This window comes from Parabacteroides caecihominis (genome assembly GCF_023656785.1).
Classification (GTDB): domain Bacteria; phylum Bacteroidota; class Bacteroidia; order Bacteroidales; family Tannerellaceae; genus Parabacteroides; species Parabacteroides segnis.
In genome coordinates, this window is the sequence record NZ_JAMOKS010000010.1 from 17,654 (window position 1) to 34,904 (window position 17,251).

Consider the following 17,251-nt stretch of genomic DNA (forward strand, 5'->3'; position numbering starts at 1 on the left):
TCAGTAGACACATGGACTGGGTCAAAACCCCCAAAAGGATATGAATATTTTTTTATTCTTCTGTCAGTTTTAGTAAAAGGAAGAGAAGGGCAATGGTTTCATCAGAGTGTGCAGTCAGATATTCCCGGATCTTTTTAAGTGCGATACCCATCTGATTTTCAACAGTCTTTACGGATATATCTTTTACTTGTGCTATTTCTTTATAGCTTAGTTGCTCTTCGCGGCTCAAGATGAATATTTCTCTACATTTCTCCGGCAAAGACTCAACGGCGGCTTGCAATAGCTGATAGAATAACTCCCGGTCAACACAATCTATGGATTCGTTCTTCTCCAACTCGATGCGGGCCCATTTCTCTAACAGGACATTGTGGTTTTCTTCATCACGCAAATAATTCAACATCCGGTTACGGGCACTATTATAAAGAAAGGTCTTGATGTACTGAACGTCTTTTCCTTCGTAATCTTCCCAAAGGTTTACAAAGACATCCTGCACGACTTCTTCTATCACCTGATAATCACGGGTATAATAATTCAGGAAGCGGCATATAATTTCAAAATATTCATTATATGCATCTTTGAATGTGCTCTCGTTAATAATCATAGCAATATAGTTTTTTCTCTGTATATAATAGTAAAAAGCGGATGTCTCATCTCCTTATATCCCCGCGCAAAAATAAGTAAATAAATAATTATACAATCAATATCGGAGTAAAAATAACAAAGCTTGCAGTAATTGATCCCAACAGATATGAAAACGGATCAATCGCCTGCAAGCTCGTATACCGAAGTGTTCGTTCTATCTCCCTTCCGGTTATTGGTTATTACAAGGGAGGCAGTGCTGTTTGGCTGCTTTTCCCTGTTATTTACAGCTGATTCTTTTTGCGTATCACAGCTGTGATACAAAAGAAATCCATCTGTGAAACAAACGGAATCCAACTGTGATATGAAAGGAGCACAGTTGTGATATGCAATAGAAATTAATAAACTACATATTTCTCCCCTTCAATCTTCAGTTCCCCGAAGCTACCTTCCGATTTATAAGGCTGGCCGCCGCCGATATATAATTCGACTGTGCCTTCTTTCTCGACCTGGTTACCCTTTTCATCCACCAAAGACAGTTCTTCGGGAGAAAGGGTGAAGGTTACCTGTCGGCTTTCACCTTTATCCAGATGGATACGTTTGAAACCTTTCAGGGCACGTAAGGGAACACGGGTGTTGCCGTTCTGCGGATGGGATACGTACAACTGAACCACTTCGTCGCCGGCACGCTTTCCGGTGTTCGTTACGGTTGTGGTTACCTGAATGCTTTCTCCGGTCTTGACGGTGGAGGCATTCTGCAAAGGAGCATACCCGAAGGTTGTATAACTCAAGCCATAGCCGAACGGATATCTTACATCGCCTTTGAAATAACGATACGTACGGTTCGCCATCGAATAATCCTCGAAATCCGGAAGATCCTCGTCATTCATATAGGTAGTCAACGGCATACGGCCGGCCGGGTTATAGTCGCCAAAGAGAACATCGGTGATGGCATCGCCGGCAGCTTGTCCGCCGTACCAGGCTTGCAGGATCGCATCGGCATTGCGGCTCTCCCAGTCGAAGCTCATCACGGAACCGGACATATTGACCAGGATCAGCGGACGGCCCGTCTTTTTCAGTTCCTTCATCAGTTCGGTCTGCACGGGAGGCAGTTTCATCGTTGTACGGTCACCGCTGGCAAACCCACCGTAACCGGCAGCTCCGGCATCACCGGCTTCGCCTTCGTAATCAGCGCTGATACCACCCACGAAAATGATAATGTCTGCTTTCTTAGCCTGAGCAGCCACCTGGGCAAAAGAAGGAGCGCCTTCGAGTTTCTGAACAATACCGACACCTGTCAGCGTATCGATCTGAATCGTATTGCCAAAACGTTTCTTCAAACTCTTGTAGGGGGTTATGATTTCGCTCGGAACACCAAAATAATTGGCTAGCAATGTGCTGCCATTATCCATATTCGGACCGATTAAAGCAATCCTTTTAATCTTGGAAGCATTCAGGGGAAGTATATTCTTGTTATTCTTCAATAAGACCATCGACTCTTGCGCCATCTTGTAAGCATGTGCCTTATGCGCATCGCATTCGATCACTTCACGTCCGATCGTAGCATACGGTACACGGTCGGCCGGATCATACATACCCAGCTTGAATTGTATTTTGAAAAGACGAGCCAAAGAAACATTAATGTCCTTCTCTGAAATAATACCTTGCTGAACACCCTCCTGAAGTTTCTGATACAAATTACCACACTCCAAGTCTGTACCTTTCAGTACAGCATCAGCCACAGCCTCTATATCATTGCTATGTGTTTTATGATGATGGGCAAAATCAGTCACCGCCCAACAGTCGGAAGTGACATAACCGTCAAACTTCCACTGGTTGCGAAGAATATCCTGCAACAACTCATTGTGACCACAGCAAGGTTGTCCTTCCAGTCGATTGTAGGCACACATCACGCCATGCACTTTCGCCTTCGTCACCAACTCGCGGAAAGCCGGCAGATACGTATCCCATAAATCATACAAAGAGGTACGTGCATCAAAATAATGCCGATTGCCTTCCGGTCCGCTATGCACAGCATAATGCTTGGCACAAGCTACCGCTTTCAGATAATGCGGATCATTACCTTCCAAGCCACGGACAATGGCCGTCCCCATCTTACCTGTCAGATAAGGATCTTCACCATAGCACTCCTGCCCACGTCCCCAGCGGGGATCACGGAAGATATTGATATTCGGAGTCCAATAAGTCAAGCCACGGTAGATTTCGCCGGTCTTGCCTGCTTTCAGGTCTTCATTGAACAGGGCGCGTCCTTCCGAAGAGGTCATATCCCCCATCTTCTGCAAAGCTTCCGTGTCGAAGGTGGCAGCCATACCGATCGCCTGCGGAAAAACAGTCACCTTTTCCTTCGTACGAGCCACGCCATGCAACGCTTCGTTCCACCAGTTATAAGCAGGAATACCCAAACGGGGAACAGCCGGGGCGGCATGCTTCATCAACTGGACTTTTTCTTCCAGCGTCAGACGGGAAATGATATCCTGTACCCGAACATCCAATGGAAGGTCCGGATTACGAAACGGATAGTCGTACGTTTGTGCCGTCAGGCCGCCCCAAGAGAGAACGGCCAGTAACACGATACTTTTCAGTTTGCTTTTCATGTGATTGCCTATTTTATTTGGTTACTTCTACAATTATCTTACTCTCTTTCAACCCTTCCGATACAGCAGTCAATTCGATAGGTTGTCCGGAACGGTCACTGGTGACAAGTACTTGGGCATAGCCGTTAAAAGCATTCCGGTGTACATCGCTGCCGGCAGGGAAGACATCAGGTTCTTGACTACAAGGATTACCATTACCCACTCCCAGGATCTTGCCGTTACGGACATCGAAATGAATTCCGTTTTCAGCAGTAGGTACTACACGTCCTTTGGCATCCAACACTTTTACGGTAATGATAGCAACGTCGTTACCATCGCCCTGGATAGAAGTTCCGTTTTCACTGACCAGTTGCAAGGAAGCCGGATTTCCGGTAGTTTCCACCAACTCGGTGTATTTCTTTCCGTTCTTCTTTCCTTTAGCCAACAGCTTACCCGGGGTATATTTAACACGCCAAGCAGGAATATCGAACTTTTCAACCGTCTTTTTACCCAGGCTTTTACCATTCAGGAACAATTCCACCTCATCCATATTGGTATACAGATGTACATCGACCGAATCCGTACCGATTCCATTCCAATGGGGAAGCACATGCAACACCGGCTCTTCCGTCCACCAAGCCTTGTAATACCAGAATGCATCTTTCGGGAAGCCGCAATAGTCTAATATTCCGAAATGAGAAACTACACCCGGCCAGAAATGCAACTGCGCCTCGCCTCCATAATCGAATCCGGTCCATACGAAAGCACCGGCAACAAACTTGCGTGCATCGACATAACGCATCCATTCTTGTGCACGTGCTCCCCATCCCGGAACATCACGATCGTAAGCCTGATGGAAACCTTTCTTTGCATCAGTCTCATAAATACCACGCGTCATCACCGTACTTGCCTCTTCGGTGAAGATACAAGGCAGGTTCGGGAACTTTTCATGTACTGCGTCGATATTGCCTATTTTGTAATAATTAGAACCTTGTACATCTACGGCATAGGTAAAACCTTCCCCCCAACTACCGTTCATGGCAGCCGTGCACGGACGAGTAGGATCCAGTTTGCGCTGGACGGCTTTCATGCGCTCAACAATCATACGCCCCTTCTCTGTTCCCTGTATGGCTGGTTCTTCGTTTCCCAAACACCAAATGATAACAGACGGATGATTCCTGTCACGGCGAATGATTGTCTTCAGCTGGCTCAGACCTTCATCACTGGAGCTCAATACACGCAGTTCATCCATGACCAGCATACCCAGCGTGTCGCAAGCATTCAAGACAGATTCCGTCGGAGGATTATGGGAGGCGCGGTATGCATTTACTCCATACTCTTTCAGACGGGCGATTCGCCACGCATTCAGCTGGTCAGGAACGGCAATCCCCACACCGGCATGATCTTGGTGGCAGCATACCCCCTGAATCTGTACACGTTCGCCATTGAGGAAGAAACCTTCGTTGGCATCGAAACGGATGTCACGGATACCGAAAGAGGTATCGTAGCTATCGACCACTGCCCCATCCAACAAAATATCAGTATGCAACGTATAAAGCGTCGGAGTCTTCAACGACCATAAGTCAACCTGCCGTACATCCATGTATGTTTCCACCTCTTTCGTTTCCAACGAGGGTACGGTAAGGGTTGTACCAGACTTGTTTACTTCTTTCCCTTGACAGTCGATTATACTGTTTTGCACAATAAGATCGACCGATTTACCACTTTGGTTCGTCACTTCTATCTGTGCCTTCACACGGGCTTCCTTCTTTTGCAGATCCACTTCGCTGGTGACAAACGTCCCCCATTGCGGGATATGCACGGGAGCCGTGCGGGTCAACCATACATTCCGATAAATACCGGCACCTTCGTACGACCATAATTCGGAATGAGTCGCATCTACACGGACGGAAATCACATTTTCCGCATCCTTTTCATAATTCAGGCATTCCGTTACATCGAAGACCAAAGGTACATAACCGCTCTCACCGCGTCCTAAATAGACACCGTTCATCCATACCTGTGCATCACGAAAGATACCCTCAAACTCCAGCGTATACCTATCCCCTTTTACCAACTCGGGAGTAAACCGTTTCCGATACCAGCCCACACTGTTTTCGGGTGCACGTCCGCCCAACTTGCGGTATCCTTTCATCTTGAATTGCTCTTGGCTATATCCCAAAGCCATCCCCCAGTCATGAGGCAAAGAGATCTTCTCCCACTTGCTATCGTCAAACCGTTGCGTATGAGGAATAGCCAAACGTGATTCCTGGTCTGCATCCAGCATAGTCGACTCCTGCAAAAAGGCAATCTTAGAGAACGACAATGCCTGCCCGTAATTAAAATCCTTCTCCGGATTGGCCGCATGCCCTTTAGCAAAAAGCCAATCCTGATTCAACAACTCTCTCTCCCGCTGTGACTGGGCACCCAGCCAGAGGCAGGGGAGTAATAACATCACTGTAAAAATCAATCTTTTCATTTCTCTGATCTATTGTTTCTTAAATGGATTAACGGCAGACCTCCACCTGTTCGGTCCGGGTAATGCCGTTTTCGTTATAAGTATCTATCGTGAAATAATAAGTAACTCCTTTATTCAGGCTGCCGATCTCCAGCGAGGTCTCTCCCATCACCTGGAAATTACTATACAGCTTGTCTTTGGCAATGCCATAACGGACAATATACCCCTGGGCATGCGGCACTTCGTTCCAGGCCAGGCTGACTTTACACGGGTCTTCTTCATTCCGCTTAACCGTAAAGCCGTTCACCGGACGGGGTTTGCTGCCTAAGCCGTTACCGAATATCCTCAAATCGCGGACCGAGAGGTTGGACGATACGGTATATTCCTTATTCTGTAGTTTGATATAGCGTGCCTTGAACGGTTCTTCAAACTCGATATAATCGTGCGGGGTATCCGTCTTTTTCGTGCTGTAATCCACTACCGGATACCAGTCCTCCCCATTCACCGAGGCATAAATCACATAACTCTGGTAAACACCCGGAACGAAGCCCTTCTGTTTGGCCCCATATTCATCGAAATTGACCTGAATGGCATTGACAGACGAAAGATGTTGCAAATCCACCTGCAACCATTCCGTATCGTTGTTGGTAGCGGCAACCCAGGCCGTACGCGAATCCTCATCCACGATGTTCTCTGCCGGAAAACCATCCAGCGTAGAGGAAGCAGTAACCGTCTTGCCGTAAGAAAGCAGCATCCAACCGGGTTGGTTGCTGCCGGAAGCCTGTCTTTTTCCCGTAGGTAAAAACATCGGATAGTCACCGAGATAAGTATCCGTATAGAGATAGCCGTCTTTGTCGAAACCAGCCGGAAAGAAAGAGACACGCCGTTCGAACATATGCCGGACGGAAATAGAATTGGTCGCCGCCTTCCAATAGTTTTCGTTACCTACGGTAAACATACAACCATGCCCGGCTCCCCCGATAAAGCCTGTCGGCTTATAAGAGACCGGACTGTTTTCCATATAGGTAAAAGGGCCCGAGGGAGAGTCGCTGACATACGTTCCGTCGGCATACGATTTCCATTCGGTTCCGGGAGCGGCATATTGTAAATAATATTTCCCCTGATGAGCCGTCATCCAGGCTCCTTCGATATAAGGGCGGCGGGGCAATTCGTTGTGTTCGCCTGTCCGTTCCCAGCCATATTCTTCTTTATTACTGTTGAAACAAGTAATCACTTCTGTCCGGGCCTCCAGGGTGTTCAGGTCCAAAACCTGTGCATAGATAGGGTCTACGGGCGAACAGCCGTAGTACATATAGAGATTATCCCCTTCCACATAAAAAGCGGGGTCCCAGTAAGACCAGATTTCCTTCACCGGTTCCCACTCGCCCGTTTCCGGTGCAGCCGAACGGTACAGCATGCCTTTCCCATGCGTAGAACCGACATAATAGAGATGGTCTTTATGTATAAAAAGCCCCGGTGCATAATCCTCTATCGGCAACACGGAATCGGTGATGAAGACATGTTTCCAATCTGTAAAATCCTCGGAATACCAGTAGCCGGACGACTTAGAGGCAAACAGGTAATATTTGTCTTTAAACGACACCACAACAGGGTCGGCAGCTTCGCGAATCCCCTCACCTCCATCTATTTTCATAAACCGGTAGTTGAGGTTGACCGGGTTACAAAAGGTTTTCGGGGACTGGGCAATCTTTGCCTTTATCAGATGAGTATCCTGGCAACCGATCAATAACGGTGCAATCAGAAAGGTTAGCAACAAACTTTTCATACTTCTTGTACAAATTACATCTTATTATTATGTTTTTCAAGCATCTACGGCCACAAATATACAGACTATCAATCATATAAACAATAAAAACGCACATATTTATTGTATACATAACAACATCTATATCATATCTTCTCCCTTCATTTCGAATACCAGTTCTCCTCCCTGCAATACTTCTTCGAAAGTAATATAGGTTCGCTTCAATTCCTCCCCGTTCAAAAAGACTTTATCGACATAGATATTGCTATCGGATAGATTTCTGGCCTTTATAATAAAATCCGTACCCGAAGGCAGTTTGATCTTTGCATATTCAAACAAAGGAGCTCCCAACTCATATTGGCCGGAAACCGGGTCCATCGGATAGAAACCTAAGGCACTAAAGACATACCAGGCACTCATCTGCCCCGTATCTTCATTCCCGCATATGCCATCCGGCGTATTATTATACAAGGTTGTCAGTACCTGATTGACATACTTCTGGGTTTTATATGGCTGCCCCACTTTATTATACATATAAATCGTATGATGACCGGGTTCGTTGCCATGGGCATATTGTCCGATCAGGCCGGAGATATCACCGGATACATCGTCGCCCTCCAATGCAGAAGACATTGTGAAAAGCGAATCCAGGCGGGCAGCCAGCCGTTCCTTTCCGCCCACCAAAGCCGCCAACCCTTCCACATCGTGAGGAACAAAGAAAGACCACTGCCAGGCATTCCCCTCGCAATAATCATCCTTACGATGCGAAGATGCCAACGGAGCAAAAGGTGTACGCCATTTACCCTCTTTTGTCTTTCCCCTGACAAAGCAAATATCAGTATCAAATACATTTTTATAATTGAAAGACTGTTCATTGAAATAAGCGGCCTCTTCGCTTCTTCCTATCTGTTCGGCAAAACGTGCCAGTGCCCTATCATCGAAAGCATATTCGAGTGTGCGGGCCACCGATTCCATTTCCATATCACAAGGGACGTAACCGTATTTCCTATAATTTTCCAATCCGACGAAATACCCCATCGAATACCCGCATGTATCCTTCATCGCCGATTCGGTCATTGCTTTGAGAGCCAGTTCCGTATCGAAACCGATAATACCGTTCAAATAAGCATTGGTAATTACGGGAAGCGAATGTATTCCGGTCATTTGATAATTCTCAATGCCCCACAACGTCCAGATAGGCAACTGTCCGGCATATTTATAATGCTCCAGCAACGTTTTTACATAGTCTTCGGCCACCTCCGGATGAAGCACCGAAAGAAGCGGGCAGGCCGCCCGGAACGTATCCCAAAAACCGATGACTCCCCCGTAATAATCGAACCCGTCCGTCTGATGGACCAGCCAATCCGGTCCCCTGAAACAATGATCCACATCAGAAAATAAAAACGGATACAGCATCACATTATGTAAAGAAGTATAAAACAACTCTTTCTTCTTACGGTCTGTCGTTTCGATTTCTATCTGCCCTAACACATCGTGCCACTTGCCGGCGGCCTCTTCGCGGATGGCATCAAATGTTTTATTTTTTGTCTCTGCCCAAAGATTCTTGGCAGCCCCCTGTGTATCCACCGAAGAGAGTGCCGTCCGGACCTCCAATTCGCCCGTATTACTCTCAAAAGTCAATAAAGCCTTTATATTCGTTCCTTCTGCCGAAGTCATCCCTTCCATTCGACGGTCGTCGACATATAAAACGCACTCTTTAATAGGGGAAGAAAAGGTGGAATAAAAATAAACCTGTTGCCCCGGCGTCCATCCGTTCGAGCAACGATATCCACGAACGGTATACGGATCAATCCATTCAAAAGCCGACGCATACACCGTATCGACATCATGCTCGCTTTGTATGGTACAAGCACTTTCCGAGCCATATTTTAAATCGACAATCACCGGTATCTCACCTTCAGAGGCATACGTATACCGCTGTAGGCCACAGCGTCGGGAAGCCGTCAGTTCAACCGTCAATTGTTTATCATATAAACCGACAGAATAATATCCGGGTTCGGCCTTCTCGTCTTTATGGGATAATACCGCCTGATACTGTTTTGAATAAAGTTCTTCGTCCGTCATACCGCTATTCAAAGGTAAGGGCATAAATAAGATATCCAGAAAATCGGCACATCCTCCGCCACTTTTATGCAGATGGCTGAAGCCCAGGATAGAGGGATCGTCATAATGATAGCCGGCACCATACGGACGCGTATCCGCTCCTATCTGCATCATCCCGAACGGAACAGACGCCACAGGAGCCACCCTTCCTTCCAAACCGGTCCCAATCCATTTATTTACATATTGATTATTACTGTCTGCCTCATTCCGGCAGGCAATCAGCAGGCAGAAAAGCAAGCCACTTAACAGACGATAGCTAAAAGATGATGAAGAAATATACATAGATTATTATTTAAAAAGATTCAAGATTCAAACGACAAATAACACAATAGTGCCACTATGCATAGCACTATAGAGCTACTATATGTAACACTATAATGCTATCCTTAGTGACACTACTGTGCTATTTTAATAACCTTTCGCCCGTTTCAGGTCAAAGGTTTCCACACTTTTTCCATCGACAAGCCGATGAAGCGTCCAACTGTTACCGTCTGCGCCTGCTTCCAGCCGCCAGTCGTAGGACGGGTCGCGCAGGAGTTTCTTTATCGCACGGGGGAAAGCGTTGGCATGGCGGGCATCTTCCCAGGTACGGATCGCAGCAAATATCTGATCTTTCTGCGGGCAACTTTCCACATCTTTCTGGTTGATCGCCAAGAAGTAAGTGGCCCCGTAACCGACCGAGATTGCCTGTACATGTTCATACTGCTCAACGGTAGAGGTATCTTTAATGGCAAAGTTTCCACCGAAAGAGACCGGGTAATAATTGGAATAAGTCACATCGCGCAAGTCTTTTCCCTGGCTGGTGGCACTGCCCCACTCGCGGGTATCGATATCATAGAGGTTACGTCCGCCACCGACATTCCAGACACTCTGGTAATGCCACGAACCTTCCGACAGGGTAGCGCCGGAGAAACGGATATAGGGTACTCCCAACTCTTTCGCCCGACCGAACATTTTCCGGAAGAAACGTTTGGCGGAATAGTAACCGTGACCGTTATTGAACAGGAATTCCTGCCCGTCGAAGTCGTAGAGGGTCAAACCGCACAGATGGGATACATCGGCATAATATTCGGCGATCTTGTCCTGGAGGGCCAGATTCGGGATAATGCCTTCGTAACCGTAATTGATGGTTACCTGCAATTTATAGACGGTATCATTCGCCTTATGTGCGGTTGGCTTGGTTCCCCAATAACCTCTGGTCACATTCTTCAGGGTATAAGGGGCTGTTTCGGAGACACCCAGGTAATGAATCAGTTCGCCGCCGATCTTTACCATATTCAGATTTTCACAATGTCCTTCCCAGCTGGCTATTTCTTCCAGATAGGTAGGATCGTCCACAATGATAACGGTATCTTCGGGGGAAAGGTCTTTCATCAAGATGCGTTTCTGCTGATAACACAGGCTATCGCTCGGAACAGGGCTGGCATCCTTCGTGCCCGGCGCCAGTGAATTCGTTATATTGACACGTCCCAGCATGATACCTTTCGCGGCCGCCATGTCGGCAAATTCACGGTGGGATTTGTTACCCGAGTGAAAGCGGAAAGGTTTCTTTTCCTGGTTCCTGCCGTCCAGATAACCTTCATTGGCACGGTCGGGACGCAAGAAACCCTGGTCGTAGGCATGGATAGCCGGGAAACCGAGTTTGGCGGTATAGGAAATGATGCTGTCGTACTGGTTTCCGCTGGTCATAACATCGGGCGAATAGGCGGCTGGGTCTTTAATCCATTTTCCATTGACAGTCGGATGAGGCAGTCCTTCGGACAGGACGATATTCTGTATCACGTCCATCAAAGCCGTGCTGTCGGGACTTCCCCACAAGGCGATGGAAGAACCGATAAAATCGACTCCCGGAATCGGTTCCACATCGATATGGTTCGGAATATTGGCCGGCATATTAGGAATCAGGGAATAATGAACCTGACGACTTTTCGTACGGTCGCGCGACTGATAATTCAAAAAGATACGTCCCAGACTATCGACCATCGCGGCATTTCCGTACATGATGCGGTAATAAGGTTCTTTATTGGCATAGAAAGCGACGTCGCTGATGCCGTTTCCGCCCAGTGTAAACACCTGTCCTTCATGCAGGCTGTCCGGCAACGGGAAACGTTTCGCGTCGGGCGTATGAATGATATATTGGAATGGAGCCGCATCCCCTTCTATATCAGCGGTACCGCCAATGGTATTGTCGTTGAGGGCAAGCATACCGATGCTGTAATTGACTACATCGCTGGTATCGCGGGCCACTCCGATGATTTCGCCCAGCAGATTGTCGATATTGGTATAATAGGAACCCCATTGGATGCAGTCGATGCCATTCCGGGGTTCGAGGCTGTTCAGGGTCAGTTTGAAATATTTATCGGCCGGTTGCAGGGTTATCGTTGCTACCGAACCGTTCGGGTATTCAAGGGTAAAACAATCAGCCTCTGCATTATAAACGGCCTTTTGGGGCGTATAATACACTTTCTTTTCACTGTCATAGAGGGACAGCAACGGAGAGGGTTTGTCGGCAGGACTGAACTCGCGGTTCGGGGAGACAGTCGTATTCTTCATACTCGTGATATACCCTTTGTCGTTAATGCCGATACTGAAATAATCGGTCTGAAAATCCCATGTCTTTTCGGTCGTACAACCGAAAAGCGTCAAGGATACAGCCAGGAGAGAGATACATTTCTTACACATATTATCCATATAAGTTATTCAATTAATTTGTTTGCAATTCAGATATTGGTTTGGATTCATATTGGGTTCAATTATTGTCAAATTTGAATGTAGCGTTGTTGGTAGGGGCGGTTCGTGAACCACCCTTACGGTGTCAATGTAAGCCTGTAAGGCTTTAACAAACCAGCCCAGGGTTCTAACCCTGGGTTTATGAAAACTCGTTCCTGCCTTTCCGCCCTGTAAGGGCGGGACAAGCTAAATATCAACCCTTTTCATCTTGTCGCACCCCTACAGGGTGCCTCAGGAAGAGAAGGACTCAAGAGGACCCAGGGTTGGAACCCTGGGCTAGTTTGTTACAGGCCTACAGCCTGAAGACACCGTCACTAATTGGTTCATCCTATAATTAGCAGATAGTTCATTTCTTTCCCAATTGCCACATTGGCACATATTCTATGACCGCCCCCCCTATAAATTCAAAACACTATCTTATAGTTTACCGTTTTACCGGCCTTTACCGTCACCTTGTCTTTCCATTGCAGGAAAGCGTTATCACCCAGAGGGCGGGAAGCCTGTTCCGCATTCTCGGCTAAGATTGTTACGGTGGCATCATAGGCGGTAGGATTTGTAATTTGAAGAACCATCTGCTTGTTGTTTTGCTTTACTATTTTCGCTTCCACATGATCGAAGATGTACAACGAACCGAGGTCGATACGCACATAAATACCGGGGATTTCCAACGCCATCAGGGCACCGTTCGTCTCGTTCCAACCCGTCTGTCCGCCGTCGCCACGTGAACCCCGGCTGTCGGCATCGCAATAGGTCAGGCGTTCCGTAATCTTTCCATTCGGCTGGATACCTTCGGCGTGCGCATGGATGACATCACGCAACAGTTCGGCATACGAGGCATCGCCGGTCGAACGATACAATTTGAACAGGGCATCGCCGGACTGGGTGCAGAAACCGGGAGCGCCATGCTTATTCTGCGTACTGGCCCATACGGCTCCGGTCAGGTTTGCCCCCAACTTTGCCAGGGGAGTATTCTCCGGCAAACGGTAAGGGAAAGAGACAGTCCAGGTGGCACACAGGTTTGCCAGGTCGGCCGACTGTTTCAGATATTGTTCCTTACCGGTTACTTCATACAATGTCATCAAGGAAGTCATCAAAGCAACTGCCGTCTCCGAATCCGCATTTTGCAGGATATCACCGCAACCACCGGAAGTAAAACCGACCAATGCGAAACTGTCATAGTAATCTTTTGCCGCTTCACAAGCGACCTTCAGATAATCCGGATTATTATAATAGTCGGAGGCCAATGCCAGGCCGGCCACCGCCATGGCACCACTGGTCGTATTGTAAACAGCGATATCGCCGGATTCTACGTCCAGGTAATTTCCCCATGTCCCATGTTTCTTCCAGGTATTGACGAAGGCATCCGCCAGGAGCCGTACATTGGTTTCCCATTCAGGATCGATAGCATTGGCTTTTTCCTGTTCTTTCAGCAACATAAACTGCTTAACCATCCAATACAGGATATCCCCGTTCTTGCGGGTCAGTCCGACTCCCGGATGATTGGCGGCGGCATCCCGGGAAAAAGGCTTTCCGTCTGCTCCCAGCACATCATAATAATATCCGCTTTTCCCTTTGGCACGCGGCAAGGCGAAATCGAATGTGTTCTTCACTTTTTGCAGATGTTCCGCATCACCCAAAGCCAGCATCGGATACGTATTCATCAGGCCGCCTATCCAACCGTACGACATCCAGTTGGCATTTTCCGGGCAATAGTATTGCCACTGGTCGCCGATATAGTAACGGTCATCGATATTTTTCACCATACGGGTCAACACTTCACTCATCGGCATCAGGTTGCGGGGCGCTTCTCCGCCGGCATGCGACTTACGGTCTTTCATGAAGCGGGCCAGCAGTTCAGGTACATCTTTACAAGGGAAAGTCACTTCCGTTACCCGGATAACGATCTGATCGCCTTTCTTTACCTGTACGCCCCGGTCGGGACTTTTGCTGAAACCGATAAATTCAGGCTTCCGTTCACGTACCCCCGGAGCACTGATTATAAAGGAAGCCACACTTCTGTCGGGAGTTTCCTCCACGATCAGGGCATGGTCCAGCACCTGGTTATTCCAGTCTATACCCTGGTCGGTCAACAGGAATATACCCTTTTGTTTTGCCCGGTCCAGGATCGTGATAGCCGGAGTAGCCGTATTACTTATATTCACTTCCAGGCGGGAACCGGCACCATATTCCGGGGACAATTGAGGAATAGGGTTAGAGGTCAGTGCCAGGTCTTTCCGGCGGTAATCGGTATTATCCAGTCCAGTCGCATACGCACGGTTAACGATACGCTGCCGGTTTCCATTGTACACGGAAGAGGGAATCATCACGTAGTTATCGCTCGTCCAGCCATATTGGTCGAAAGCGACTGCTACGCCGGCATCTTTCATATCCTGTTTGGCGGTAAAGGTGAAGGTATACGTTTTACCATCTTTCACCGCAGTCTGTTCCGTACGGACTTCCCAGGCAGTGGTCGTACTTATCTCCTTACTTTGCTTTAACTCTGCTTCATTGTATGTACACTCCAGCAAACGAATAGGCTTATCCGCATTCTTTACTACCGGAAGCCATGAAGCTTGTTGTGCAATGACACCAACATGAGCTCCCGACAAAAGACAGAGAGCACATAGAATAATTGTTTTTTTCATCTATCAGCTATTATTTTATATGTTTTATTTTTCTGGGGTTGAAAGGTTGTTATATAATGCCCGTGTTTGTCTTTTTCACAACTATATCCGGCATTTACAACTTTCAAAGGGACATCGGTACGAAGCGTGCACTCGCGATCTCCCGAAGCCTTAATTTGTGCAGAAGCCAGCTTCTTATCCCGCCAAACCATGTCTACTTCAAAGCCTCCCCTGCCCCGTAAACCGCGCACTTCGCCATCCGCCCATACGGAAGGAATGGCCGGCAACAGATGGAGTTCATTCCGGTGGCTCTGAATCAGCATCTCCGCCACTCCGGCTGTCGCGCCGAAATTGCCATCTATCTGATAAGGCAAGGCATTCAATAAATTCGGATAAACACCAAATCTACCCAGCGAACCATCCGCCAGCACCATCGCCTTTTTCAACAGCGAGTGCGCCCGTTCCCCGTCAAACAACCTGGCTCTTAATGCGATCTTCCAGGTCAGACTCCATCCCATTCCTACATCGGCACGGGCATCCAGACTCTTCTCGATGGCTTTCGCATACTCCGGCATCGTCAATGGAGAAACGGCATCCCCCGGATACAAAGCAATCAAATGGGATAAGTGGCGGTGCGTATCCTGCGGATCATCTTCTGTATATTTCCATTCTTTCAATTGCCCCCAGCTACCGATAGCGAGTCCTTTATCCAGACGGTTATATTTTTCTTCCAATTCCTTTATGAAAACATTGTCCGTGCCGATCAGCTTACCAGCTTCAATCGTGTTCTCAAACAGATCGGCTATCAATTGCTGTGCATAAGACACTCCATCTTCCCAAGGTCCGTGCTCCGGCGACCATTCATCGGGAGCAACCCAACAGCCCTGTTTATCGAGCACCAGCCTGTCCATCCAAAACTCACAGGCCGATTTCATGACAGGATATGCCATGTTCTCCAAATAATCTTTACACGGATCGTATAAATACTTTTCCCAGATATGCATACAATACCAAGCATTTGCCGGACGGTTCCAATTCCAGTCGGAATAACCGAAAATATTATTCTGCGTACGCATTGTCCAGCCTTTACAATTCTGTTCGCGTGCCATCTTTTTCCACGATTCATTCGTCTGCGATTCGTTATAGACATAATTGATAAAAGGCAAATGGCACTCTGCCAGATTGGTGACCTCCGCCGGCCAGTAATTCATCTGCACATTGATATTCGAATGGATGTCTCCTTCCCAAGGCGGTGTATTACTATTATTCCATAGCCCTTGCAGGTTTGACGGTACATCCAATCCGTCACGTGATGAAGCAATCATCAGATAACGCCCGTATTGAAAAAATAAGACATCGGCAACAGGATGGTATGTACCTTTCATATAATCGGCAAACAACTCATCGGTCGGCACATTGGACTTCTTTTCCCCTAACTTTAACTGAACCCGGCCGAACAATTTTTGATAGTCAGCGACATGCGCTTTTCTTATTTCTTTGTAACTCTTTCCCGATGCCCTGGAAACCGTAGCGTCTACGGCTTTCTTCCACGAATCTCCCTCCGTGATATAAGAGGAATTGGTCGCTGAGAAATTTGTTCCCATCCCCAACACGATTGTTGCAGCATCAGCGTTTTCAACCTGGAGCTTTCCGTTTTGTACAGTCAGCGAACCTCCTTCGTTTTGTACATGCAAACGGGCAGCATAGGATAATAAAGTAAGTTTGCCTGATAGGCTGATCTCCCGTCCTTCCACAACCTTGATTTCATCCGGGTGGGTACCCTCTAATGATAAAGAGAAATTGATTTTCCCTTTCTTATCTGCCGATAAACGGATAACGATCACATCATCCGGAAAGCTGGACAGATATTCTCTTTTATAAGATACTCCCTCCTGTTGATAACCGACCGAAGCGATTGCCTCTTCTATATCCAGAGACCTTTGATAGGAAGTGACCGGTCCCTGTGTTCCGAAGTCAATCCGTATATTTCCGAAATTCTGGAATGCCCCCCTCGATACCGTACTTCCCGTCCACAATGTTTTATCGTTAAACTGTATTGTGTCTTGTTCAATTCCTCCGAAAATCATTGCGCCTATACGACCGTTCCCTATCGGCAAGGCTTCAGTCATCCAGCCTGTAGCCGGTTTTGTGTACCACAACTTTAAACAATCAGTCTGTACCTTCCTCCCGGAAGGTACAGCTGATAATGCCTGGGAAAACCCAAACAACACAAAAAAACTAATACATATAAAAACACACTTGTATAGATTCATATCAAACCTGATTATTACTTTAATCGCCATTTTACAAATTACCTTTATCGACTAACAACCTACCGATGTAAAATTTACCATTATATAATAAATACACCTACCAC

The 17,251-nt window shown here is 47.3% G+C and carries 8 protein-coding genes; all 8 read right to left on the reverse strand.

The features are described 5' to 3' along the window. Positions 1-52: 52 nt before the first annotated feature. The 8 genes from NBH14_RS10060 to NBH14_RS10095 all read right to left on the reverse strand — a co-directional run bounded on the left by NBH14_RS10060 (position 53) and on the right by NBH14_RS10095 (position 17,033). Entirely contained in the window at positions 53-601 is a 549-nt protein-coding gene (locus NBH14_RS10060) for an RNA polymerase sigma-70 factor (RefSeq protein ID WP_186959024.1), read from the reverse strand. A gap of 376 nt (positions 602-977) precedes the next feature. Beyond that, positions 978-3,194, reverse strand: a complete 2,217-nt coding sequence (locus NBH14_RS10065; protein ID WP_186959025.1) for a glycoside hydrolase family 3 C-terminal domain-containing protein — start codon at positions 3,192-3,194, stop codon at positions 978-980. A gap of 13 nt (positions 3,195-3,207) precedes the next feature. Beyond that, positions 3,208-5,652, reverse strand: coding sequence for a beta-galactosidase GalA (gene galA, locus NBH14_RS10070; RefSeq protein WP_186959026.1), 2,445 nt, complete (start codon positions 5,650-5,652; stop codon positions 3,208-3,210). A gap of 28 nt (positions 5,653-5,680) precedes the next feature. Then, positions 5,681-7,417, reverse strand: a complete 1,737-nt coding sequence (locus NBH14_RS10075; protein WP_186959027.1) for a discoidin domain-containing protein — start codon at positions 7,415-7,417, stop codon at positions 5,681-5,683. A gap of 120 nt (positions 7,418-7,537) precedes the next feature. Next, the gene (locus tag NBH14_RS10080) at positions 7,538-9,802 is read right to left on the reverse strand and encodes a GH92 family glycosyl hydrolase (RefSeq protein ID WP_186959028.1); all 2,265 of its coding nucleotides are present in this window, start codon (positions 9,800-9,802) and stop codon (positions 7,538-7,540) included. A gap of 126 nt (positions 9,803-9,928) precedes the next feature. Beyond that, positions 9,929-12,211 carry a hypothetical protein gene (locus NBH14_RS10085; protein ID WP_250817393.1) on the reverse strand — a complete coding sequence of 761 codons (2,283 nt, stop codon included), beginning with the start codon at positions 12,209-12,211 and terminating at the stop codon, positions 9,929-9,931. A 443-nt stretch (positions 12,212-12,654) separates the two neighbouring features. Next, entirely contained in the window at positions 12,655-14,895 is a 2,241-nt protein-coding gene (locus tag NBH14_RS10090) for a hypothetical protein (protein ID WP_186959029.1), read from the reverse strand. Further along, positions 14,892-17,033 (reverse strand): glycoside hydrolase family 95 protein, encoded by a 2,142-nt coding sequence (locus tag NBH14_RS10095; protein ID WP_250817395.1) that lies wholly within the window; start codon positions 17,031-17,033, stop codon positions 14,892-14,894. Before NBH14_RS10095 ends, NBH14_RS10090 begins: the two co-directional genes overlap by 4 nt. Positions 17,034-17,251: the final 218 nt, after the last annotated feature.